At 60.0% G+C, this 20,448-nt stretch carries 20 protein-coding genes, 1 tRNA gene and 1 pseudogene; 15 read left to right on the top strand and 7 right to left on the bottom strand.

Annotated features, from left to right (window positions below; translation table 11 throughout):
* The first annotated feature begins 166 nt into the window (after positions 1-166).
* From KW846_RS08870 to KW846_RS08845, 7 genes and pseudogenes are all read left to right on the top strand, one after another.
* On the top strand, positions 167-1,153 hold the full coding sequence (locus KW846_RS08870) for an NAD(P)/FAD-dependent oxidoreductase (RefSeq protein ID WP_116581207.1): 987 nt from the start codon (positions 167-169) through the stop codon (positions 1,151-1,153).
* 198 nt (positions 1,154-1,351) lie between these two features.
* Positions 1,352-2,311: a DUF523 and DUF1722 domain-containing protein gene (locus KW846_RS08865; RefSeq protein ID WP_218482003.1), complete on the top strand. Its 960-nt coding sequence runs from the start codon at positions 1,352-1,354 to the stop codon at positions 2,309-2,311.
* Positions 2,311-3,252: a MerR family transcriptional regulator gene (locus KW846_RS08860; protein WP_218482002.1), complete on the top strand. Its 942-nt coding sequence runs from the start codon at positions 2,311-2,313 to the stop codon at positions 3,250-3,252. Before KW846_RS08865 ends, KW846_RS08860 begins: the two co-directional genes overlap by 1 nt.
* A 21-nt stretch (positions 3,253-3,273) precedes the next feature.
* Complete coding sequence (phrB, locus tag KW846_RS08855; RefSeq protein ID WP_218482001.1) at positions 3,274-4,716, top strand: deoxyribodipyrimidine photo-lyase; 1,443 nt, start codon at positions 3,274-3,276, stop codon at positions 4,714-4,716.
* A gap of 5 nt (positions 4,717-4,721) precedes the next feature.
* Positions 4,722-4,817: pseudogene (locus KW846_RS29980) on the top strand (transcriptional regulator); the annotation flags it as partial.
* Positions 4,814-5,596: an SDR family oxidoreductase gene (locus KW846_RS08850; protein WP_218482000.1), complete on the top strand. Its 783-nt coding sequence runs from the start codon at positions 4,814-4,816 to the stop codon at positions 5,594-5,596. The pseudogene KW846_RS29980 and the gene KW846_RS08850, both read left to right, overlap by 4 nt.
* Positions 5,597-5,695: 99 nt before the next feature.
* On the top strand, positions 5,696-6,001 hold the full coding sequence (locus KW846_RS08845; protein ID WP_015096814.1) for a YkgJ family cysteine cluster protein: 306 nt from the start codon (positions 5,696-5,698) through the stop codon (positions 5,999-6,001).
* A gap of 133 nt (positions 6,002-6,134) precedes the next feature.
* On the opposite strand, the gene KW846_RS08840 is transcribed toward KW846_RS08845, so the two are convergent.
* The 6 genes from KW846_RS08840 to hemA all read right to left on the bottom strand — a co-directional run bounded on the left by KW846_RS08840 (position 6,135) and on the right by hemA (position 11,505).
* Positions 6,135-6,653, bottom strand: coding sequence for an acyloxyacyl hydrolase (locus tag KW846_RS08840; RefSeq protein ID WP_218477343.1), 519 nt, complete (start codon positions 6,651-6,653; stop codon positions 6,135-6,137).
* 119 nt (positions 6,654-6,772) lie between these two features.
* Positions 6,773-7,564 carry a glutamate racemase gene (murI, locus tag KW846_RS08835; RefSeq protein WP_218481999.1) on the bottom strand — a complete coding sequence of 264 codons (792 nt, stop codon included), beginning with the start codon at positions 7,562-7,564 and terminating at the stop codon, positions 6,773-6,775.
* Entirely contained in the window at positions 7,557-8,312 is a 756-nt protein-coding gene (locus KW846_RS08830; RefSeq protein ID WP_218481998.1) for a molybdopterin-synthase adenylyltransferase MoeB, read from the bottom strand. Before KW846_RS08830 ends, murI begins: the two co-directional genes overlap by 8 nt.
* On the bottom strand, positions 8,306-9,136 hold the full coding sequence (gene prmC / locus KW846_RS08825) for a peptide chain release factor N(5)-glutamine methyltransferase (RefSeq protein WP_218481997.1): 831 nt from the start codon (positions 9,134-9,136) through the stop codon (positions 8,306-8,308). Before prmC ends, KW846_RS08830 begins: the two co-directional genes overlap by 7 nt.
* Complete coding sequence (prfA, locus tag KW846_RS08820) at positions 9,137-10,219, bottom strand: peptide chain release factor 1 (protein WP_007973879.1); 1,083 nt, start codon at positions 10,217-10,219, stop codon at positions 9,137-9,139.
* Positions 10,216-11,505 carry a glutamyl-tRNA reductase gene (gene hemA, locus KW846_RS08815; protein WP_007973881.1) on the bottom strand — a complete coding sequence of 430 codons (1,290 nt, stop codon included), beginning with the start codon at positions 11,503-11,505 and terminating at the stop codon, positions 10,216-10,218. Before hemA ends, prfA begins: the two co-directional genes overlap by 4 nt.
* Positions 11,506-11,814: 309 nt before the next feature.
* Between hemA and KW846_RS08810 the strand changes: the two genes are divergently transcribed.
* The 8 genes from KW846_RS08810 to ychF all read left to right on the top strand — a co-directional run bounded on the left by KW846_RS08810 (position 11,815) and on the right by ychF (position 18,732).
* Positions 11,815-13,539 (top strand): tetratricopeptide repeat protein, encoded by a 1,725-nt coding sequence (locus KW846_RS08810; RefSeq protein ID WP_218481996.1) that lies wholly within the window; start codon positions 11,815-11,817, stop codon positions 13,537-13,539.
* A gap of 4 nt (positions 13,540-13,543) precedes the next feature.
* Positions 13,544-14,161: a lipoprotein insertase outer membrane protein LolB gene (gene lolB / locus KW846_RS08805; RefSeq protein ID WP_218481995.1), complete on the top strand. Its 618-nt coding sequence runs from the start codon at positions 13,544-13,546 to the stop codon at positions 14,159-14,161.
* A 1-nt stretch (position 14,162) separates the two neighbouring features.
* Positions 14,163-15,014, top strand: coding sequence for a 4-(cytidine 5'-diphospho)-2-C-methyl-D-erythritol kinase (ispE, locus tag KW846_RS08800; protein WP_218481994.1), 852 nt, complete (start codon positions 14,163-14,165; stop codon positions 15,012-15,014).
* 36 nt (positions 15,015-15,050) lie between these two features.
* Positions 15,051-15,125: transfer RNA gene (locus KW846_RS08795), tRNA-Gln, on the top strand.
* 46 nt (positions 15,126-15,171) lie between these two features.
* Positions 15,172-16,113 carry a ribose-phosphate pyrophosphokinase gene (locus KW846_RS08790; protein WP_003171603.1) on the top strand — a complete coding sequence of 314 codons (942 nt, stop codon included), beginning with the start codon at positions 15,172-15,174 and terminating at the stop codon, positions 16,111-16,113.
* Between the two features lie 142 nt (positions 16,114-16,255).
* Positions 16,256-16,855 carry a 50S ribosomal protein L25/general stress protein Ctc gene (locus KW846_RS08785; protein WP_007973891.1) on the top strand — a complete coding sequence of 200 codons (600 nt, stop codon included), beginning with the start codon at positions 16,256-16,258 and terminating at the stop codon, positions 16,853-16,855.
* A 169-nt stretch (positions 16,856-17,024) separates the two neighbouring features.
* On the top strand, positions 17,025-17,609 hold the full coding sequence (gene pth / locus KW846_RS08780; protein ID WP_102671721.1) for an aminoacyl-tRNA hydrolase: 585 nt from the start codon (positions 17,025-17,027) through the stop codon (positions 17,607-17,609).
* Between the two features lie 22 nt (positions 17,610-17,631).
* Positions 17,632-18,732: a redox-regulated ATPase YchF gene (ychF, locus tag KW846_RS08775; protein ID WP_096509090.1), complete on the top strand. Its 1,101-nt coding sequence runs from the start codon at positions 17,632-17,634 to the stop codon at positions 18,730-18,732.
* 185 nt (positions 18,733-18,917) lie between these two features.
* Here ychF and KW846_RS08770 read toward each other — a convergent pair whose 3' ends face one another.
* Positions 18,918-20,135, bottom strand: a complete 1,218-nt coding sequence (locus tag KW846_RS08770; RefSeq protein WP_095965584.1) for an MFS transporter — start codon at positions 20,133-20,135, stop codon at positions 18,918-18,920.
* Positions 20,136-20,448 lie beyond the last annotated feature (313 nt).

Genomic DNA, 20,448 nt, shown 5'->3' with positions numbered 1-20,448 from the left:
TCCACTAGTCTATTTTTATAAGCAGGGATCTTTGGTATCGAGCAGGCTCTATGGTTAACAATAGGCCAAGCTGTCAGAACGAGAACGCTAAAAGTTATACCAAAAAACAATATTGTACAGGTTTGAACCCCGGCGTAGTCTGTACAGAAAGGTAAACGAGGCCCCTATGACTGTACCTATCGCAATCATTGGCACCGGCATTGCCGGACTCTCCGCCGCCCAGGCCCTTACGGACCTCGGGTATGTGGTTCAACTTTTCGATAAAAGCCGCGGTAGCGGCGGGCGCATGTCGAGCAAGCGCAGCGATGCGGGTGCTCTGGACATGGGCGCGCAGTATTTCACCGCCCGCGACCGCCGCTTTGTCACGGAAGTCCAGCGCTGGCAGGCCAGAGGCTGGGTCGCCGAGTGGACGCCGCAGCTGTACACCTACCATGGCGGTCAGCTCAACCTGTCGCCGGACGAGCAGACCCGCTGGGTCGGCACGCCGCGCATGAGTGCCATCACCCGCGCCCTGCTCGGTGATCTTGAAGTTCATTTCGCCTGCCGGATCACCGAGGTCTACCGCGGGGAAGAACACTGGCATCTGCAGGACGCCGAGGGCTTCACCCACGGACCGTTCAGCCACGTCGTCATCGCCACGCCGGCGCCGCAGGCCACGGCTTTGCTGGCATCGGCGCCGAAACTCGCAGGGGCCGCCGCCGGGGTGAAAATGGACCCGACCTGGGCCATCGCCCTGGCCTTCGAAACGCCACTGGAAACGCCCATGGAAGGCTGCTTCGTACAGGACAGTCCACTCGACTGGCTGGCCCGCAACCGCAGCAAACCCGGGCGCGACAACACCCTCGACACTTGGGTGCTGCACGCCACGAGTGCCTGGAGCCGGCAACACATCGACCTGCCCAAGGAAGCGGTGATCGAGCAGTTGCACGGCGCGTTTGCCGAACTGCTGCACGATTCCATGCCAGCGCCGAGCTTCAGCCTCGCCCACCGCTGGCTCTACGCCCGCCCTGCCAGCAATCACGAATGGGGCACTCTGGCCGATGCCGACCTGGGGCTGTACGCCTGTGGCGACTGGTGCCTGTCCGGACGCGTCGAAGGCGCCTGGCTGAGCGGTCAGGAAGCTGCCCGCCGCTTGCATGAACACCTGCAATGATGCGTAGGAGCTGCCGAAGGCTGCGATCTTTTGATTTTGTTTTTCAAGATCAAAAGATCGCAGCCTTCGGCAGCTCCTACAGGGGTATAACATCGAAAAACTTATACAGAAAATTTGACTTGTATAATTTCGAATCTATGATGAGGTTATCTTGTACAGACACAAATGTTTGTACAGGTTCAGATTCGAGGTGTTCCGATGTCCCACGCCCCTGTCAAACCGAAAATAGCCATCAGCGCCTGCCTGATGGGGCTCGATGTGCGCTTCAACGGCGGGCACAAGGAATCGCGGCTGTGCAGCCGTACCCTCACTGATTATTTCGATTTCATCCCGGTCTGCCCGGAAGTGGCCATCGGTCTCGGCGTACCCCGCCAACCGATTCGACTGGTGAGTGGTGCCGATCAACCCGAAGCCGTGGGAACCCTGGATCACAACCTGAACGTGACACAACCGCTGGCCAACTACGGCCGGGACATGGCAGCGCAGCTGGGGGATATTTGCGGTTATATCTTCATGCAAAATTCCCCGTCCTGCGGCCTGGAGCGGGTCAAGGTCTACCACACCAACGGCACACGAGCGGACAGTGGCGGTCGCGGGATCTACGCCCGGGCCTTCTGCCTGCTGCACCCGGACTTGCCGGTGGAGGAAGACGGCCGGCTCAACGATCCGGTGCTTCGGGAAAACTTCCTCACCCGCGTATTCGCCTACAGCGCCTGGCAGCAGCTACGCCAGGAAGGCCTGACCCGGCGCGGCCTCACGGACTTTCACTCACGCTACAAATACCTGCTGATGGCCCACAATCCGGTGCAATACAAAGCCCTGGGCCACCTGCTGGGCAGCATGGGCAAAAACGATCCGCAGGAACTGGGCCCCCGATATTTCAGCGAATTGATGGCAGCGCTGAAAAAGTGCGCCACCCGCCGCACCCATACCAACGTCCTGCAACACCTCAGTGGCTACCTGAAACAGGCCATCAGCCGCGAAGACAAGCAGGAAGTGCAACAGCTGATCAGCCAGTACCACCAAGGCATCGTGCCGTTGGTGGTGCCGCTGACGCTGCTCAAACATCACTTTCGCCAACACCCCGATCCGTACATCGCACAGCAGGTCTATCTGCAACCGCACCCGGAAAACCTCAGCCTGCGAAACGCCATCTGATGAAAAAGACACTCGACACCAGCGCCCGCGAAGACCTCGGCGATGACTTTAAAAAGGCACTGGACGAGGGCTGGCTGCCGATCCGCGAGGTGGCGCGCCTGACCGGCGTCAATGCCGTGACCCTGCGCGCCTGGGAGCGGCGCTACGGTCTGATCGTGCCGCAACGCACCCCCAAGGGGCATCGGCTGTTCTCGCCCGATCACGTACAACGTGTCCAGGCCATCCTCACCTGGCTCAACCGTGGCGTCGCCGTCAGCCAGGTCAAGGAATTGCTCGACACGCCGCAAGTATTCAGCGAGTCCGTCGACAACGACTGGCACACCTTGCTGCTAACGCTGCTGCAGGCAGTCAGCGAATTGCAGGAACGCGCCCTGGATGACAACGTCAATCAGGCGATAGCGCTGTATCCGCCGCGAACCCTGTGCGAGCAATTGCTGATGCCTTTGCTGGCCGCTCTGGAGCAACGCTGGCAAGGCCAGTTCGGTGCGCAGATGGAGCGTGTGTTTTTTTCTGCCTGGCTGCGCAGCAAATTCGGCGCACGCATCTACCATAACAATCGTCAGTTGCGCACCGCGCCACTGCTGTTGATCAACCACTCGGACCTACCCCTGGAACCTCAGCTGTGGCTCACGGCCTGGCTGATCAGCAGTGCGGATTGCCCGGTGGAGGTCTTCGACGGGCCGCTGCCTGTCAGCGAACTGGCATTGGCGGTCGAACTGCTGCAACCCCGCGGGGTTCTGCTGTACTCAAGCAAGGCCATGAACCTGGCGCAACTGCCGAAACTTTTCAAAGGTGTCGGTTGCCCAAAAATGATTGCCGGACCAACGGTGTGCATACACCACGCCGAGTTGTCCGCCAGTACCAACGAGATCACTGACTTGTACCTGGCCGAAGATCCACTGTCGGCACATCAGGCACTCGTTCAGTGCGGGCTGATTTAAATGAATCGCGTGGATTCCTCTATGCAATTGATCTGGCTGCGCAGCGACTTGCGTCTACATGACAACACCGCCCTCTCGGCTGCCGCGGCTCGTGGCCCGTGCGTGGCGGTGTATCTGCTGAGTCCGGAACAATGGCTGGAGCACGACGACGCGCCCTGCAAAGTGGACTTCTGGCTGCGTAACCTGCGCGAGTTGAGCCGTGAACTGGCTCAACTGAACATTCCCCTGCTGGTCCGCCAGGCTCCCCGCTGGGATGACGCGCCCAGCGTATTGCTGAACCTGTGCCGACAGTGGCAGGTCAACGCGCTGCACCTCAACGATGAGTACGGCATTCACGAGTCCCGTCGCGATGCAGCGGTCGTCCGAACGCTACAGGCCGAAGGCATCGAAGTTCACCGCCACCTCGATCAATTGCTGTTCAAGCCCGGGAGCGTGCTGACCCGGACCGGCACTTACTTTCAGGTCTTCAGCCAGTTCCGCAAAGTCTGCTACGAACGACTGCACCACTCGCTGCCCAGCCTGGTCCGCGCGCCGCACAAACAAGCGCCGCTGAACATTGCCAGCGATGCGATCCCCTTGAGCGTCGAGGGTTTCGCAACGCCCGGTGATCCTCTGCGCAGCCTGTGGCCAGCCGGCGAAACCGAAGCCAGGCGCCGCCTCGACAGCTTTAGCGAAGCGCAGATCGACCACTACCAGAACGAACGCGACTTCCCGGCAAAACCCGGCACCAGTCAGCTCTCGGCCTATCTTGCCGCCGGGGTGATTTCTCCACGCCAATGCCTGCACGCCGCGTTGAACAGCAATCAGGGCGAGTTCGAAAGCGGCAACACAGGCGCCGTCACCTGGATCAACGAACTGCTGTGGCGCGAATTCTACAAACACATCCTGGTGGGCTACCCGCGAGTGTCCCGGCATCGCGCGTTTCGCCCGGAAACCGAAGCGCTGGCCTGGCGCAACGCTCCCGATGAACTGGCTGCCTGGCAACAGGCGCGCACCGGCTTGCCGATCATCGACGCCGCCATGCGCCAACTGTTGGCCACCGGCTGGATGCACAACCGCCTGCGCATGGTGGTGGCGATGTTCCTGACCAAGAACCTGTTGATCGACTGGCGCGAAGGCGAACGCTTTTTCATGCATCACCTGATCGATGGCGACCTCGCGGCGAACAATGGTGGCTGGCAATGGAGCTCTTCCACCGGTACCGACTCGGCGCCTTACTTCCGGATTTTCAACCCGCTGAGCCAGTCGGAAAAATTCGATCCCGAAGGTGTATTCATCAAGCAATGGCTGCCGGAGCTGGCAGGGCTGAATAAAAAAGACGTGCACAACCCCGCCAATCTCGGCGGCCTTTTTGGTGGGGTGGATTACCCTTCACCGATCGTCGACTTGAGCACATCCCGTACGCGTGCGTTGACGGCGTTCAAAAATCTGCCGTCACGCCAATACGCCGGCGTTGGATCATGAATGACCGCCACCAGGGTTACCTCGATACCGGGGCTCTGCTTCATAAATGTTTACCCATATTGGGCCGGGCAATGGCCTGGCTGAAAAGGAGATTGGGATGAGTCGTACACTCGCACGACGATACTGGCTGACCGGTGCCAGTAGCGGCATTGGTGCGGCCCTGGCCGAAGAAATCCTGAAAACCGGTGCGCACCTGGCCGTCAGTTCGCGCTCGGTAGCGCAGTTGAAAGTCTTGTCGCAACGCTATCCGGGGCAAGTGCTGGTGGTGGCCGGTGACCTGACCAACAGCCAGACCGTGCGCGAGATCGGTGAGCAGATTGCCGAGGACTGGGGCTCGCTGGACACCGTGATACTCAATGCCGGCACCAGCGAGTACGTGGATGCCAAGCAGTTCGATGCGTCCATTGTCGAGCATGTGTTGCGTACCAACCTGTTGGCCAGTAGTTATTGCATCGATGCCGCCCTGCCTTTGCTGCGTGCCGGTACCGCACCCCATTTGGTGGCCATGGCCAGTACGGTCACTTACCTGCCGCTGCCCGAGGCAGAAGCGTATGGCACCTCAAAAGCCGGGCTGCGTTACCTGTTCGAATCCCTGCGCATCGACCTGGCCCCTGAAGGCATAGAACTCACGGTGATCAACCCTGGGCCTATCGAAACGCCGCTGAGGGCGAAAAACGACTTTCCCATGCCCTTGAGCTGGCCGGTGGAGAAAGCTGCGCGACACATCTTCGAAAAGCTCAAGGACCGCCCGCTGGAAATCGCTTTCCCGGCTGCGTTCATGGCCGCCCTCTGGCCGCTGTCCAAACGGCCGGACCAAGTGAAACTGGAGATCGGCAAGCGCATGGTGCGCAGCCAGCCACCAATCAAGGACCAACCCTGAAAATCGCCATCATCGGCAGCGGCATCCCGGACGCGCCGATACCTGGGCGTCCGTCAGACCTTTCACACAGTACCGGGTGACTGCCTTACACTGCGCGGCATGAAAACCATCCCCCATACGCAAATTGCGGAACCCGCAGTCACGTGCTCGACCTGCGCAGCCTGTTGCTGCCAGCTCGAAGTCATGCTGATCACCGACACGGGTGTGCCTGAACGGTTCATCGATACCGATGACTGGGGCGGGGAAGTCATGCTGCGCCTGGACGACGGCTGGTGTGCCGCCCTGGATCGCAACACGATGATGTGCACCATCTACGAAAAACGTCCGCTGATCTGCCGGGAGTTCGAGATGGGCGCACCGGAGTGCATCGACGAACGCCTGGGGATTTCGACGGCGTATCGCTGAGCTTTGAAGTCACCCGAATACAAATGTGGGAGCGAGCCTGCTCGCGAATGCAGTCTGACAATCACTATAAATGGTGAATGTTAAACCGCTTTCGCGAGCAGGCTCGCTCCCACATTTAGTACAGCGTTGCGTCTTACAACGGCAACGTGTAGTGCAGCGAGTAGCTTTCTACGCCGTCATTGGAGCTGGCAAGCCCGGCGTTTGAATAGTGCGTCGCACGCACCCCGACTTCATGACCGCCATTGAAGCGCAGGCCAAAACCGAAGCGGTCTTCAAACTGGAAAGCGCTGCCGATGTTGTTGTCTTCGAGTCGGGTATTGGAGAACAACGCCACGCCAATGCCCGCTTCAACGTACGGTTTGACGTTCTGGCCAGCAAATTCGTAAACGAATACCGGGGAGAACGACAGGCTGTTATTGCTGGAGGTTTTGTCACCTTCCCAATAGGTGTACGCGCCGCTCCAGTAACCGGTCAGGCGACCCACGTCGCTCTGCCACCAACTCTGGTCCCAATCGAATTGCATGCCCAGTCGATACGTCATGGTCGAATCGCTGGTCTGACCAACCGCGAACTCCACACCTGCCGCCTGCGCAGTAAAGGTGTGCCCCATTAATGCGGCCGCAATCGCGGCCAAGCAGAATAGTCGCTTCACTAGAAACTTCCTTTTCCGAACGATTTCGTATGATTTTTTGTTGCCTGGCCCAGCAAAACTATAGAAGTCAGCGATTTATCAGAAGTTCACCCCGATTTTTCGTCCCCCCAGACAGCCTTCTACCGGTTGAAGCTTCGCACAACGCCAGAGGTATTCCACAGTATCGGCAAGATATTTCTGAAATGAAGCGGATCGGCGCTGGTCCAGAACTGCGCTTCACGGGCAGGCCCGGCGGCGAGCAGTTCGCGTTCGGCCAAAAGCCGCTGGAGTTGCCGCGCGACGGCAGCACCGGTATCGATCAGGCTGATGTCCGCGGGGATCATCTGCCGGAGCATCGGCTTGAGAAAGGGGTAATGGGTGCAGCCGAGAATCAGGGTGTCCGCGCCAGCCGCCAGCAGTGGCTCGACATACCCGGCCAACAGCTCACGCAGCTCGGCGCTATGCAGGTCGCCGTTTTCAATCAGTTCCACCAGCCCGGGACAGGGCTGGGTGATCACTTTCACGTCCGTGGCGAAGCGATCGAGCAATGCGGCGAACTTGGCGCTCTGCAAGGTGCCGGTGGTGGCCAGCACCCCGACCACGCCGGAGCGGGTTGCGGCGGCGGCCGGCTTGACGGCCGGCTCCATGCCGACGATGGGCCATTCGGGATAGTCGCGACGCAAGTCGGCGACGCCGGCCACCGTTGCCGTGTTGCAGGCCAGCACCAGGGCCTTGGCGCCCTGCTGCTGAAAGAAGTCGGCCATTACGCTGCAACGCTGCTGGATAAATTCCGGCGTTTTCTCACCATAGGGAACATTGCCGCAATCGGCGACGTACATCAGCGTCTCGTTGGGCAGCAAGCGCTGGATCTCGGCCAGCACCGAGAGTCCACCGACACCGGAGTCGAACACGCCAATCGGCGCTTCACGCATGTTTCGACCCACAGACGCTACAGCCCGGATCACGCTTGACCCGCAATTCGCGAAAGCGCGTGCCCAAGGCATCGATCAGCAACAGGCGCCCCACCAGTGGCTCACCGAATCCGGCCAGTAACTTCAGCGCTTCAAGCGCTTGCAGGCTGCCGACCAGTCCCACCAGTGGACCGACCACGCCGGCTTCGCTGCAGGTCAGTTCGGCTTCGCTGCCGTGCCCGTACAAACAGTGGTAGCACGGACTCTCTGGCCGACGCGGATCGAACACCGACAGCTGGCCTTCGAGGCGAATCGCCGCACCACTGACCAGCGGTTTGCCGGCGGCCACGCACGCGGCATTGACCGCTTCACGGGTAGAGAAATTGTCCGAGCAATCGAGGACCAGATCCACCCCCGCCACCACGGCGGCCAGGGAATCTTCGTCCAGCGCCGCGCGATGGGCGATCAACCGAATCTCGGGATTGATCGCCGTCAGGCGCTTGATCGCTGAATCGACCTTGCCCATGCCGATGCTGTCGGTGTCGTGGATGATCTGGCGTTGCAGGTTGGTCAGGTCGACCGTGTCGAAGTCCGCCAGGTGCATCTCGCCAATGCCGGCGGCCGCCAGATACAGCGCCACTGGCGCGCCAAGGCCGCCCAGTCCGACGATCAATACGCGGCTGTCCTTGAGCAGCAACTGGCCGTCGATATCGATGTGTTGCAGCAGAATCTGCCGACTGTAACGCAGCAACTCCTGATCATTCAGCACGGCAGGCGCCCCAGACTGATGCGTTGATGACCGCCCAGATCGGTGCGGCTGTGGACTTCTTCAAAACCGCGGGTCAGCAGCAGGTCGCGGACCGCCTCGGCCTGATCGTAACCATGTTCGAGCATCAGCCAGCCGCCAGCGTCGAGATGATCCGGCGCCTGGGCGACGATCAGACGCAGATCGTCGAGCCCGTCGACACCGGCCACCAGGGCACTGGCCGGTTCAAAGCGCACATCGCCCTCGACCAGATGCGGATCGGTCGCTGCAATGTAGGGCGGATTGCTGATGATCAGCTGAAAACGCTGACCTTCCAGGGCGCTGAACCAATGGCTGCTCAACACCTTGGCGTTGTTCAGGTGCAGACGCTGGCGATTGCGTTCGGCCAGGGCGACGGCTTCCAGCACGCGATCCACGGCCGTGACGCTCCAGGCCGGACGCTCGCTGGCCAACGCCAGGGCAATCGCGCCGCTGCCGGTACCGAGGTCGAGCACTTTGGCCGGTGTGGCCGGCAACAGTTCCAGCGCAGTTTCCACCAGCAGTTCGGTGTCCGGGCGCGGGATCAGCGTGTGCGGTGCCACTTCCAGGTCCAGCTTCCAGAAACCTTGCTGGCCGAGGATGTAGGCCACCGGCTCGCCGCTGCGGCGGCGCTGCAAATACTCGGCGAACGTCAGCGCCGCTTCGCTCGGCACGATGCGTTCTGGCCAGGTGTGCAGGAAACTGCGGGACTTGCCCAACGCCGCCGCCAGCAGCAATTCGGCATCCAGACGCGCCGTCGGCGAGTCGGGCAGATCGGCGGCACGCAACAAACTGGCGATGATCGTCATTTACTCACCTATCGCTGCCAGTTGATCGGCCTGGTACTCGGCCAGCAACGGCTCGATCACCGCCTCGACGCCGCCGGCGAGGATCTCGTCGAGGGAATACAAGGTCAGGTTGACCCGGTGGTCGGTGACCCGGCCCTGGGCAAAATTGTAGGTGCGGATGCGCTCGGAGCGATCACCGGAACCCACCAGCAGCTTGCGTTCGCTGGCGATGGCGTTGGCCGCAGCGGAGGTCTGCTGATCGTTCAGCTTGGCCGACAACCAGGACATCGCCCGGGCGCGGTTCTTGTGCTGCGAACGCTCTTCCTGGCACTCGACCACGATGCCGGACGGCAAGTGAGTGATGCGGATCGCCGAATCGGTCTTGTTGACGTGCTGGCCACCGGCGCCGGAGGAGCGATAGGTATCGATGCGCAGGTCGGCCGGGTTGATCTCGATGGCTTCCTGTTCGTCCGGCTCGGGCAATACCGCCACGGTGCAGGCCGACGTATGGATGCGCCCCTGGGATTCGGTCGCCGGAACCCGCTGCACGCGGTGCGCACCGGATTCGAACTTGAGTTTGCCGTAGACGTTGTCGCCCTCGACCCGGGCAATCACCTCTTTATAGCCGCCGTGTTCACCCTCGTTTTCCGAGAGGATCTCCACCCGCCAGCCACGACGCTCGGCGTAACGCGAATACATGCGGAACAGGTCGCCGGAGAAAATCGCCGCCTCGTCGCCGCCGGTGCCGGCACGGATTTCGAGGAACACGTTGCGCCCGTCGTTCGGGTCCTTGGGCAGCAGCATGCGCTGCAGGTCGGCTTCGAGCGTGACCAGGCGCTCCTTGGCCTCGCGGACTTCTTCCACGGCCATTTCACGCATGTCCGGGTCGCTGTCCTTGAGCAGAGCCTGGGCGCCCTCAAGGTCATCCTGCACTTTCAGCAGTTCTTTATAGGTGCCCACGATCGGTTCAACTTCCGCGTACTCCTTGGAATAGGTACGGAACTTGTTCTGATCGGAAATGACCTCGCCGTCGCCCAGCAGGGCAGTCAATTCCTCGAAACGGTCCTGGAGAATATCCAGCTTATTGAGCAGTGACGCTTTCATTGCGGTTTTTTATCCGAAAAGCTATCCGATGAGCCCTCACCGAGGGCAAAGAGTTCCTGGGCCATCGCCAGCGCGTCCAGGCGACCTTCGGCAGAGAGCTTTTTCAACTGCACGCTCGGTGCGTGCAAGAGTTTGTTGGTCAGCCCGCGAGCCAGTTGCACCAGCACCTCTTCGGCGCTGCTGCCGTTGGCCAGCATGCGCTGGGCCTTTTGCAATTCTTCGTCGCGCAGGCGTTCGCTCTGTTGACGATAGGCCTTGAGCACGTCCACCGCCGCCAATTCACGCAGGCGGACCATGAAGTCTTCGGCGCCGACCGAGACCATCTCTTCGGCGGCCTGGGCAGCGCCCTGGCGGCTCTTGAGGTTCTCGGCGACCACTTCGTGAAGATCGTCGACGCTATAGAGGTAAACGTCGTCCAACTCGCCGACTTCGGGTTCGATATCGCGGGGAACGGCGATATCCACCATGAAAATGGGTTTGTGCTTGCGCAGTTTCAAGGCGCTTTCCACTGCACCCTTGCCCAGGATCGGCAACTGGCTGGCGGTGGAACTGATGACGATATCGCTGCGCACCAGCTCTGCCGGAATATCCGACAACAACACCGCATGCGCGCCGAACTGCTCGGCCAGGATGCTCGCGCGCTCCAGGGTACGGTTGGCGACCACGATGCGCTTTACCCCCAGGTCATGCAGATGGCGGGCGACCAGGGTGATGGTCTCGCCGGCGCCGATCAACAAGGCCTGGCTGCGCTGCAGGTCGCTGAAAATCTGCTTGGCCAGGCTCACCGCGGCAAATGCCACCGACACCGGGTTCTCGCCGATGGCCGTGTCGGTGCGCACCTGCTTGGCCGCGTTGAACGTGGCCTGGAACAGCCGCCCCAGCAATGGCCCGATCGTGCCCGCCTCGCGAGCCACGGCATAGGCCGACTTCATCTGGCCAAGAATCTGCGGCTCGCCCAACACCAGCGAGTCGAGCCCGGAAGCCACCCGCATCATGTGACGAACTGCCGCATCATCTTCATGCACATAGGCGCTTTCGCGCAGCTCGTCGTAGCTCAAATGATGATATTCGGCCAGCCAGCGCAGCACGACGTCCGCCGACAGGTGATCCTGTTCTATATAGAGTTCACTGCGATTGCAGGTGGAGAGGATCGCAGCTTCGCGGCTGTCGGTGAGTCGGCAGAGCTGCTGCAAGGCCTCAACCAGCTGCTCAGGGGTAAAAGCCACGCGCTCGCGGACGTCTACTGAAGCAGTCTTGTGGTTAATACCGAGTGCAAGGAAGGCCATTCAAAGTCGCTGATGGTGACGTGAAGCCGGCAATTGTCCTACTTCGACGGAATCAGAACAACTACTCGATATCTAACGCGCCGATGGGACGCCCCGGCTTGCGAGCCATTCTCGTTCCCGACCGGTAGGAGCTGCCGCAGGCTGCGATCTTTTGACTTTGTTTTTCAAGATCAAAAGATCGCAGCCTGCGGCAGCTCCTACAGGGGCATCGCGCAAGTCCGGGGATTGGGTAAATTGGCGGGCCGGTTATGTTTGGCCTAAAGCTTGTGTCATGATGATCCGACCGCAGGTTAGTCGTCCTCTTCCTATATGAATAGATCTTCCGCGTTGCTCCTCGCTTTTGTCTTCCTCAGCGGCTGCCAGGCCTTGGCACCCGTTTCGTCGGACGGTACGCCGCCGGTTGAAGACAGCACCCCGGCCCCTGAAAAGCCGAAGGTCTACAGCTCCTTCAGCGAGGAAACCGTCTTCAGCCTGTTGAGCGCCGAACTGGCTGGCCAGCGCAATCGTTTCGACATTGCCCTGGACAACTATGTGACCCAGGCCATCAACACCCAGGATCCGGGCATCTCGGAGCGGGCATTCCGTATCGCCGAATACCTGGGCGCCGATCAGGCTGCCCTGGACACCGCGCTGATCTGGGCCAAAAACGCCCCCGACGACCTCGAAGCGCAACGCGCCGCCGCCGTGCAACTGGCCCGCGCCGGGCGTTATGACGACTCCATGGTCTATATGGAGAAAGTCCTGCAAGGCAAAGGCGACACTCATTTCGACTTCCTGGCGCTGTCGGCGGCCGACACCGACCAGGACACACGCAACGGCCTGATGAAAAGCTTCGACCGCTTGCTGCAACGCCATCCGAACAACAGCCAGCTGATTTTCGGCAAGGCACTGCTGATGCAACAGGATGGCGACGCCAAAGGCGCACTGAAACTGCTGGAAGACAATCCGCCGGACGACGGCGAAATTGCTCCGATTCTGCTGCACGCACGCCTGCTGCAAACCCTCGATCGCGGTGACGAGGCCTTGCCGCTGCTGCAAAAAAGCATCAAGAAATACCCGGACGACAAGCGCCTGCGCCTGACCTATGCGCGGATGCTGGTTGAACAGGACCGCATGGACGACGCCAAGGCCGAATTCTCCAGCCTGGTCCAGCAATACCCGGAAGACGACGATCTGCGATACTCCCTGGCACTGGTCTGCCTGGAAGCCAAGGCCTGGAACGAGGCCAAGGGTTATCTTGAAGACCTGATCGCCCGGGACAGCCACGTCGACTCGGCGCACCTGAACCTCGGCCGCATCGCCGAAGAACAAAACGACCCGCAAGGCGCATTGATCGAGTACGCCAAGGTGGGCCCGGGCAACGATTTCCTGCCGGCGCAATTGCGTCAGGCCGACATCCTGATAGACAACGGCAGGACCGCCGAAGCGCAGAGAAAGCTGGCAGCAGAGCGCGACGAGCAGCCGGATTACGCGATCCAGCTGTATCTGATCGAAGCCGAAACCCTGTCCGCCAACAATCAGGGCGACAAGGCCTGGAGCGTTCTGCATCAAGCCTTGCAGCAATACCCGGACGATTTGAACCTGCTCTACACCCGTGCCATGCAGGCGGAAAAACGCAATGACCTGGCGCAAATGGAAAAAGACCTGCGCACCATCATCAAGCGCGACCCGGACAATGCCATGGCATTGAACGCCCTCGGCTACACCCTGTCCGACCGCACCACGCGCTACGCCGAAGCCAAGGCCCTGATCGAACAGGCGCACCAGATCAGTCCGGAAGACCCGGCGGTACTCGACAGCCTTGGCTGGGTGAATTACCGCCTGGGCAATCTCGACGAAGCCGAGCGCCTGCTGCGCCAGGCCCTGGAACGCTTCCCCGACCAGGAAGTCGCCGCGCACCTGGGCGAAGTCCTGTGGGCCAACGGCAAACAGCGCGAAGCCAGACAAGTCTGGGGCAAATTCCTCAAGGAACAGCCTGACAGCCCGACCCTGCGTGGCACCATCAAACGCCTGACCGGATCAGAGACTCTTTAAGATTATGTTTTTGCGCCATTTCATCGTTTTCAGCTTTATCGCCCTGCTCGCCGGTTGCGCAGGCCTTGGTCCCCGCGAATCGGTCGAGGGTCATGGCAACGCCACCCAATGGCGCGAGCACAAACAGCAACTGACCGGCCTCGACGGCTGGCAGATCGACGGCAAGATCGGCATCCGTGCGCCCAAAGACTCGGGCAGCGGCACGCTGTTCTGGTTGCAGCGCCAGGATTACTACGACATTCGCCTGTCCGGGCCACTGGGCCGTGGTGCGGCTCGCCTGACCGGACGTCCGGGCAAGGTGTCGCTGGAAGTCGCCAACCAGGGACGCTACGACGCGCCGAATCCGGAAGTGCTGCTCGAAGAACAGCTGGGCTGGAAGCTGCCGGTGTCCAATCTAGCCTGGTGGGTGCGCGGGCTCCCGTCTCCGGACAGCAAAAGTCACCTGACCCTGGATGCCGACAGTCGCCTGGCCAACCTAGAGCAGGATGGCTGGCAGGTCGAATACACCGACTACACCCAACAAAACGGTTACTGGCTGCCCGAGCGCATCAAGCTGCATGGCACCGACCTTGACGTCACCCTGGTGATCAAGGCCTGGCAACCACGCAAACTGGGGTCATGACATGCCAGTCAATCGCCTGACTCTGCCGTCTCCGGCCAAACTCAATTTGATGCTGCACATTCTCGGTCGCCGCGAAGACGGCTACCACGAACTGCAAACGATGTTTCAGTTTCTCGATTACGGCGACGAAATCACCTACGCCCTGCGCGATGACGGTGTCATTCAACTGCACACCGAATTCGCCGGCGTGCCCCACGACAGCAACCTGATCGTCAAGGCCGCAAAAAAACTCCAGGAGCAATCCGGTTGTTCGCTGGGCGTCGATATCTGGATCGACAAGATCCTGCCCATGGGCGGCGGGATCGGCGGCGGCAGTTCGAATGCCGCCACGACTTTGCTCGGCCTCAATCATCTGTGGCAATTGGGCTGGGATGAAGATCGCCTGGCTGGCCTGGGATTGACGCTGGGCGCCGACGTCCCGGTTTTCGTTCGTGGTCATGCGGCTTTCGCCGAGGGCGTGGGGGAGAAACTGACCCCTGTCGACCCCGAAGAACCGTGGTATCTGGTGCTGGTACCGCAAGTCTCTGTAAGTACGGCAGAAATTTTTTCAGATCCGTTGTTGACACGTAACACTCCTCCCATTAAAGTGCGCCCCGTTCCCAAGGGAAACAGTCGAAATGACTGCTTGCCGGTGGTAACAAGGCGTTATCCTGAGGTACGTAACGCTTTGAATTTGCTAGGTAAATTTACCGAAGCAAAACTCACCGGAACTGGAAGTTGTGTGTTTGGGGGCTTCCCAAGCAAAGCTGAAGCTGATAAAGTCTCGGCCCTTCTGACAGAGACCCTTACAGGTTTTGTAGCAAAAGGAAGCAACGTTTCGATGTTGCATCGCAAGCTTCAAAGTCTGCTCTAAAGGAACCGATTACCGGGTAATCGTTGCAACAGATACAGGGGCGTCGCCAAGCGGTAAGGCAGCAGGTTTTGATCCTGCCATGCGTTGGTTCGAATCCAGCCGCCCCTGCCATTTTCCTATACTCATCCAGGTTACCCTCAGCCTTCAGGTACTGCGCGTGTCCAAGATGATGGTCTTTACGGGGAACGCTAACCCCGATCTGGCTCGGCGTGTCGTACGTCAGCTGCATATCCCTCTCGGTGACATCTCTGTCGGTAAATTCTCCGACGGCGAAATTACAGCCGAGATCAATGAAAACGTCCGCGGTAAAGACGTCTTCATTATTCAGCCGACTTGCGCTCCGACCAACGATAACCTGATGGAACTGGTAGTGATGGCTGATGCCTTCCGCCGCTCCTCGGCTACTCGTATCACTGCTGTTATTCCTTACTTTGGTTATGCCCGTCAGGATCGCCGTCCGCGTTCCGCACGTGTGGCTATCAGCGCGAAAGTCGTGGCTGACATGCTTACCGTAGTCGGCATCGACCGTGTTCTCACGGTTGATCTGCATGCTGACCAAATCCAGGGTTTCTTCGATATTCCGGTAGATAACATCTACGGCTCCCCGGTTCTGGTGGATGACATCGAAGATCAGCGCTTCGAAAACCTGATGATCGTGTCCCCGGACATTGGCGGCGTCGTGCGTGCACGTGCCGTGGCCAAATCCCTGGGCGTGGATCTCGGGATCATCGACAAACGCCGTGAGAAAGCCAATCACTCTGAAGTGATGCATATCATCGGTGATGTCGAAGGGCGTACCTGTATTCTGGTCGATGACATGGTCGATACCGCCGGCACCCTGTGCCACGCGGCCAAGGCCCTGAAAGAGCATGGCGCTGCCAAGGTTTTCGCCTACTGCACGCACCCTGTGCTGTCGGGTCGGGCAATCGAGAACATTGAAAATTCCGTGCTGGACGAGCTGGTGGTGACCAACACCATTCCGCTGTCCGCTGCAGCACAAGCCTGTGCGCGTATCCGCCAACTGGATATCGCACCGGTAGTTGCCGAGGCGGTCCGCCGCATCAGCAATGAAGAATCGATCAGTGCGATGTTCCGCTAAGGGCCCTGCCCTTCTCGAAATGTCTCGTTGACGAAAAGCGCCCCGCCCCGGCATTCCTGTCGGGGCGGGGCTTTTTTGCCCATATCGCCTTTAGCGCTGGTCGCAAACGCTGGGGCGAGTGTGGTTATTTTGGAGATACAACATGAACGATTTTACTCTGAATGCTGAAGTGCGTTCCGACCTGGGGAAAGGTGCGAGCCGCCGCCTGCGTCGTCTCGCAAGCCTGGTTCCAGCTGTAGTTTACGGTGGCGACAAAGCCCCTGAATCCATCAGCATGCTGGCCAAAGAAGTTGCCAAACTGCTCGAAAACGAAGCGGCTTACAGCCACATCATCGAGCTGAACGTTGGTGGCACCAAGCAGAACGTCGTGATCAAAGCCCTGCAGCGTCACCCGGCCAAAGGCCACGTGATGCACGCTGACTTCGTACGCGTAGTCGCTGGCCAGAAACTGACCGCGATCGTTCCAGTGCACTTCATCAACGAAGAAGCACCGACCAAGAAAGGCGGCGAAATCTCGCACGTTGTTGCCGAGATCGAAGTTTCCTGCCTGCCGAAAGATCTGCCTGAGTTCATCGAAGTCGACCTGGCTAACGCTGAAATCGGTTCGATCATTCACCTGTCGGACCTCAAGGCGCCTAAAGGCGTTGAGTTCGTGGCCCTGGCACACGGCGATGACAAGGCTGTTGCCAACGTCCACGCTCCACGTGTTGCTCCAGAAGCTGCTGAAGGCGCTGCAGAGTAATTTACTCTGCGCTGCCGGAGTGACCGGAAACATCGCGGACTAGAGCATAGCGAGAAAGCGGGCGAGAACGCGGAGTTTACATCATGGTAAATGAGCAATTTTCGTCCACTTTCGCCGCTTTCCCTGATTGCGGCGATGTTATCCACCACTCCAATGAAGGGCCCCTATCGTGACTGCCATCAAACTGATCGTTGGCCTGGGAAATCCAGGCGCTGAATACGAACAGACCCGGCATAACGCAGGGGCCCTTTTTGTTGAGCGCATCGCGAACGCACAAGGCGTGAACCTTGTAGCGGACCGCAAATATTTCGGCCTGACCGGGCGCTATTCGCATCAGGGTCAGGATGTTCGTCTGCTGATTCCCACCACGTACATGAACCGCAGCGGCCAGGCCGTGGCGGCACTCGCCGGTTTCTTCCGCATCAAGCCCGAAGAAATCCTCGTGGCGCACGACGAACTCGACCTGCCTCCGGGCGTTGCCAAGCTCAAAGTAGGCGGCGGCCACGGCGGTCACAACGGGTTGCGCGACATCATTGCGCAACTGGGCAATCAGAATACCTTTCACCGCTTGCGGCTTGGCATTGGCCACCCGGGCGTTGCCAGTATGGTTTCAAATTTCGTCCTGAGTCGTGCGCCACGCGCCGAACAGGAAAAACTCGATGCCAGCATCGACTTTGCCCTCGGCGTGCTGCCGGATATCCTCGCCGGGGAATGGAACCGCGCGATGAAAAACCTGCACAGCCAGAAGGCCTGACTCACTCCTCGGGGAAAACACCATGGGATTCAATTGCGGCATCGTCGGTCTGCCTAACGTCGGCAAGTCCACCCTGTTCAACGCCCTGACCAAATCCGGGATCGCGGCCGAGAACTTCCCCTTCTGCACCATCGAACCGAACAGCGGTATCGTGCCGATGCCGGATCCGCGTCTGGAAGCCCTGGCGGCCATCGTCAATCCAAAGCGCATCCTGCCGACCACCATGGAGTTCGTCGACATCGCGGGCCTGGTTGCCGGCGCGTCGAAAGGTGAAGGCCTGGGCAACAAGTTTTTGGCCAACATCCGTGAAACCGATGCCATCGCCCACGTGGTCCGCTGCTTCGAAGACGAGAACGTGATTCACGTCTCCAACAGCGTCGACCCGAAACGCGACATCGAAATCATCGACCTGGAACTGATCTTCGCCGACCTCGACAGCTGCGAGAAGCAACTGCAGAAAGTCGCGCGCAATGCCAAGGGTGGTGACAAGGACGCCGTGGTCCAGAAAGGTCTGCTGGAGCAATTGATCGCTCACTTCACCGAAGGCAAGCCGGCGCGCAGCCTGATGAAGAACATGGGCACCGACGAAAAAGCGGTGATCAAGGGCTTCCACCTGCTGACCACCAAGCCGGTCATGTACATCGCCAACGTCGCTGAAGACGGTTTCGAGAACAACCCGCACCTGGACGTGGTCAAGGCCATCGCCGAAGAAGAGGGCGCCGTGGTTGTACCGGTGTGCAACAAGATCGAAGCGGAAATCGCCGAGCTCGATGACGGTGAAGAGAAAGACATGTTCCTCGAAGCCCTGGGCCTCGAAGAGCCTGGCCTGAACCGCGTGATCCGCGCCGGCTACGAAATGCTGCACCTGCAGACCTACTTCACCGCCGGCGTCGAAGAAGTCCGCGCCTGGACCGTGCGCGTCGGTGCCACCGCACCACAAGCCGCTGGCGTGATCCACACCGACTTCGAGAAAGGCTTCATCCGCGCCGAAGTGATCGCCTACAACGACTTCATCCAGTACAAGGGCGAAGCCGGTACCAAGGAAGCCGGTAAATGGCGTCTGGAAGGCAAGGACTACATCGTCAAGGACGGCGACGTGATGCACTTCCGCTTCAACGTGTAAGCCATACGCCCAAGAAAAAGCCGCGTTTGATACGCGGCTTTTTTGTGCCTGAAACAATCATCCGCCACACCTCCGCCCCATTGTGGGAGCGAGCCTGCTCGCGAAGGCGGTGTATCAGCCACATGCATGTCGACTGACACTCCCTCTTCGCGAGCAGGCTCGCTCCCACAGGGATTGGTGTTGGGTCAGGCCTTTTTAGTCCGAGGCAGGAAAATCGCCAACACCCCGAACAACGGCAGGAACGAACACAGGTAATACACGTATTCGATGCCGTGAATATCCGCCAGGTGCCCCAGCAACGCTGCGCCTATCCCGCCGAAACCGAACATCAAACCGAAGAACACCCCGGCGATCATCCCGACATTGCCCGGCACCAGTTCCTGGGCGTACACGACGATGGCCGAGAACGCCGAGGCGAGGATGAAGCCGATGACGACGCTCAGGATGCTGGTCCAGAACAGGTCGACATGGGGCAGCAACAAGGTGAACGGTGCAACGCCGAGGATCGAGAACCAGATCACGGCCTTACGCCCGATCCTGTCGCCGATCGGCCCGCCAAAGAATGTCCCCGCCGCTACCGCGCCAAGGAACAGGAACAGGTGCAGCTGCGAACTGGCGACCGACAGGTCGAACTTCTCGATCAGGTAGAAGGTGAAATAGCTGGTGAGGCTGGCCATGTAGAAATACTTGGAGAACACCAGCAACCCGAGCACCACCAGCGCGCTGGTCACTCGGCCCTTGGACAAGCCGTGAGTCGCCGCCTGACCTTGCTTGAGCTTGAACAGGTTCAAGTGGTTGGCGTACCAGCGGCTGATCCGGTACAGCACGAACAACGCAAACACCGCGAACAGACCGAACCAGGCCACGTGCCCTTGACCGTAGGGGATGATGATCGCCGCCGCCAGCAAGGGGCCGAACGCCGAGCCCGCGTTACCGCCGACCTGGAAGGTCGATTGCGCCAGCCCGAAGCGCCCGCCCGAAGCCAGGCGCGCCACGCGGGACGCTTCGGGGTGGAAGGTCGAAGAACCGATGCCGATCAAGCCCGCCGCCAGCAAAATCAGCGGGAAGCTGCCAACCACCGACATCATCAGAATGCCGACCAGGGTGCAGACCGTACCCGCCGGCAGCAGCCACGGCTTGGGGTGGCGATCGGTGTAGTAACCCACCCACGGCTGCAACAGCGAGGCCGTCAACTGGAACGTCAGGGTGATCAGGCCGACCTGGGTGAAGGTCAGGCCATAGCTGGCCTTGAGCATCGGGTAGATCGACGGCAGCACCGACTGGATCAGGTCGTTGATCAAATGCGCCAGCGCCACCGCACCGATGATGCGCATCACCAAGGGACTGCTTTGGGGCGTAGCGGACGCCGGCACTGAGCCGGTCTGGGCGTTGCTGATAGCCATGGGAATTTCCAAACAACAGGAGATACAAACGTGCAGGTGCATCAATGTGCCATTTTTTAGTGCGGCAACGCCATCCCCTTAGCCTGCTAACGACCTCGATTTTCATCACCACAACATTGATGGCGCAACGCCATGGTCTGAATCTTGCCTTCTTTGTCGGCTTGAACGCGGCTTCCTTACAAAGGAGACCGACAATGGGAAGTTTCGCCACAGAGTCAGCCTACAGAGCGGACAAGGGTGAACTTTCGAGGCCTTTTTAGAGGGCACGAGTCGGCGGTGCAACAACCTCCGACGCACGCCAATGGTGCGTGGT

The sequence above is a fragment of the Pseudomonas sp. PDM32 genome, assembly GCF_019219225.1.
Taxonomy (GTDB): Bacteria; Pseudomonadota; Gammaproteobacteria; order Pseudomonadales; family Pseudomonadaceae; genus Aquipseudomonas; species Aquipseudomonas laurylsulfatiphila.
The sequence above is the reverse complement of the archived record's forward strand: the minus strand, read 5'-3'. Positions and strand labels throughout refer to the sequence as shown.

Bases quoted from the DNA above. Each gene is read 5' to 3' on its own strand.
- KW846_RS08870 (WP_116581207.1), top strand. From the start codon at position 167: ATGACTGTACCTATCGCAATCATTGGCACCGGCATTGCCGGACTCTCC.
- KW846_RS08865 (WP_218482003.1), top strand. From the start codon at position 1,352: ATGTCCCACGCCCCTGTCAAACCGAAAATAGCCATCAGCGCCTGCCTG.
- KW846_RS08860 (WP_218482002.1), top strand. From the start codon at position 2,311: ATGAAAAAGACACTCGACACCAGCGCCCGCGAAGACCTCGGCGATGAC.
- phrB (WP_218482001.1), top strand. From the start codon at position 3,274: ATGCAATTGATCTGGCTGCGCAGCGACTTGCGTCTACATGACAACACC.
- KW846_RS08850 (WP_218482000.1), top strand. From the start codon at position 4,814: ATGAGTCGTACACTCGCACGACGATACTGGCTGACCGGTGCCAGTAGC.
- KW846_RS08845 (WP_015096814.1), top strand. From the start codon at position 5,696: ATGAAAACCATCCCCCATACGCAAATTGCGGAACCCGCAGTCACGTGC.
- murI (WP_218481999.1), bottom strand. From the start codon at position 7,564: ATGCGTGAAGCGCCGATTGGCGTGTTCGACTCCGGTGTCGGTGGACTC.
- prmC (WP_218481997.1), bottom strand. From the start codon at position 9,136: ATGACGATCATCGCCAGTTTGTTGCGTGCCGCCGATCTGCCCGACTCG.
- prfA (WP_007973879.1), bottom strand. From the start codon at position 10,219: ATGAAAGCGTCACTGCTCAATAAGCTGGATATTCTCCAGGACCGTTTC.
- hemA (WP_007973881.1), bottom strand. From the start codon at position 11,505: ATGGCCTTCCTTGCACTCGGTATTAACCACAAGACTGCTTCAGTAGAC.
- KW846_RS08810 (WP_218481996.1), top strand. From the start codon at position 11,815: ATGAATAGATCTTCCGCGTTGCTCCTCGCTTTTGTCTTCCTCAGCGGC.
- lolB (WP_218481995.1), top strand. From the start codon at position 13,544: ATGTTTTTGCGCCATTTCATCGTTTTCAGCTTTATCGCCCTGCTCGCC.
- ispE (WP_218481994.1), top strand. From the start codon at position 14,163: ATGCCAGTCAATCGCCTGACTCTGCCGTCTCCGGCCAAACTCAATTTG.
- KW846_RS08785 (WP_007973891.1), top strand. From the start codon at position 16,256: ATGAACGATTTTACTCTGAATGCTGAAGTGCGTTCCGACCTGGGGAAA.
- ychF (WP_096509090.1), top strand. From the start codon at position 17,632: ATGGGATTCAATTGCGGCATCGTCGGTCTGCCTAACGTCGGCAAGTCC.
- KW846_RS08770 (WP_095965584.1), bottom strand. From the start codon at position 20,135: ATGGCTATCAGCAACGCCCAGACCGGCTCAGTGCCGGCGTCCGCTACG.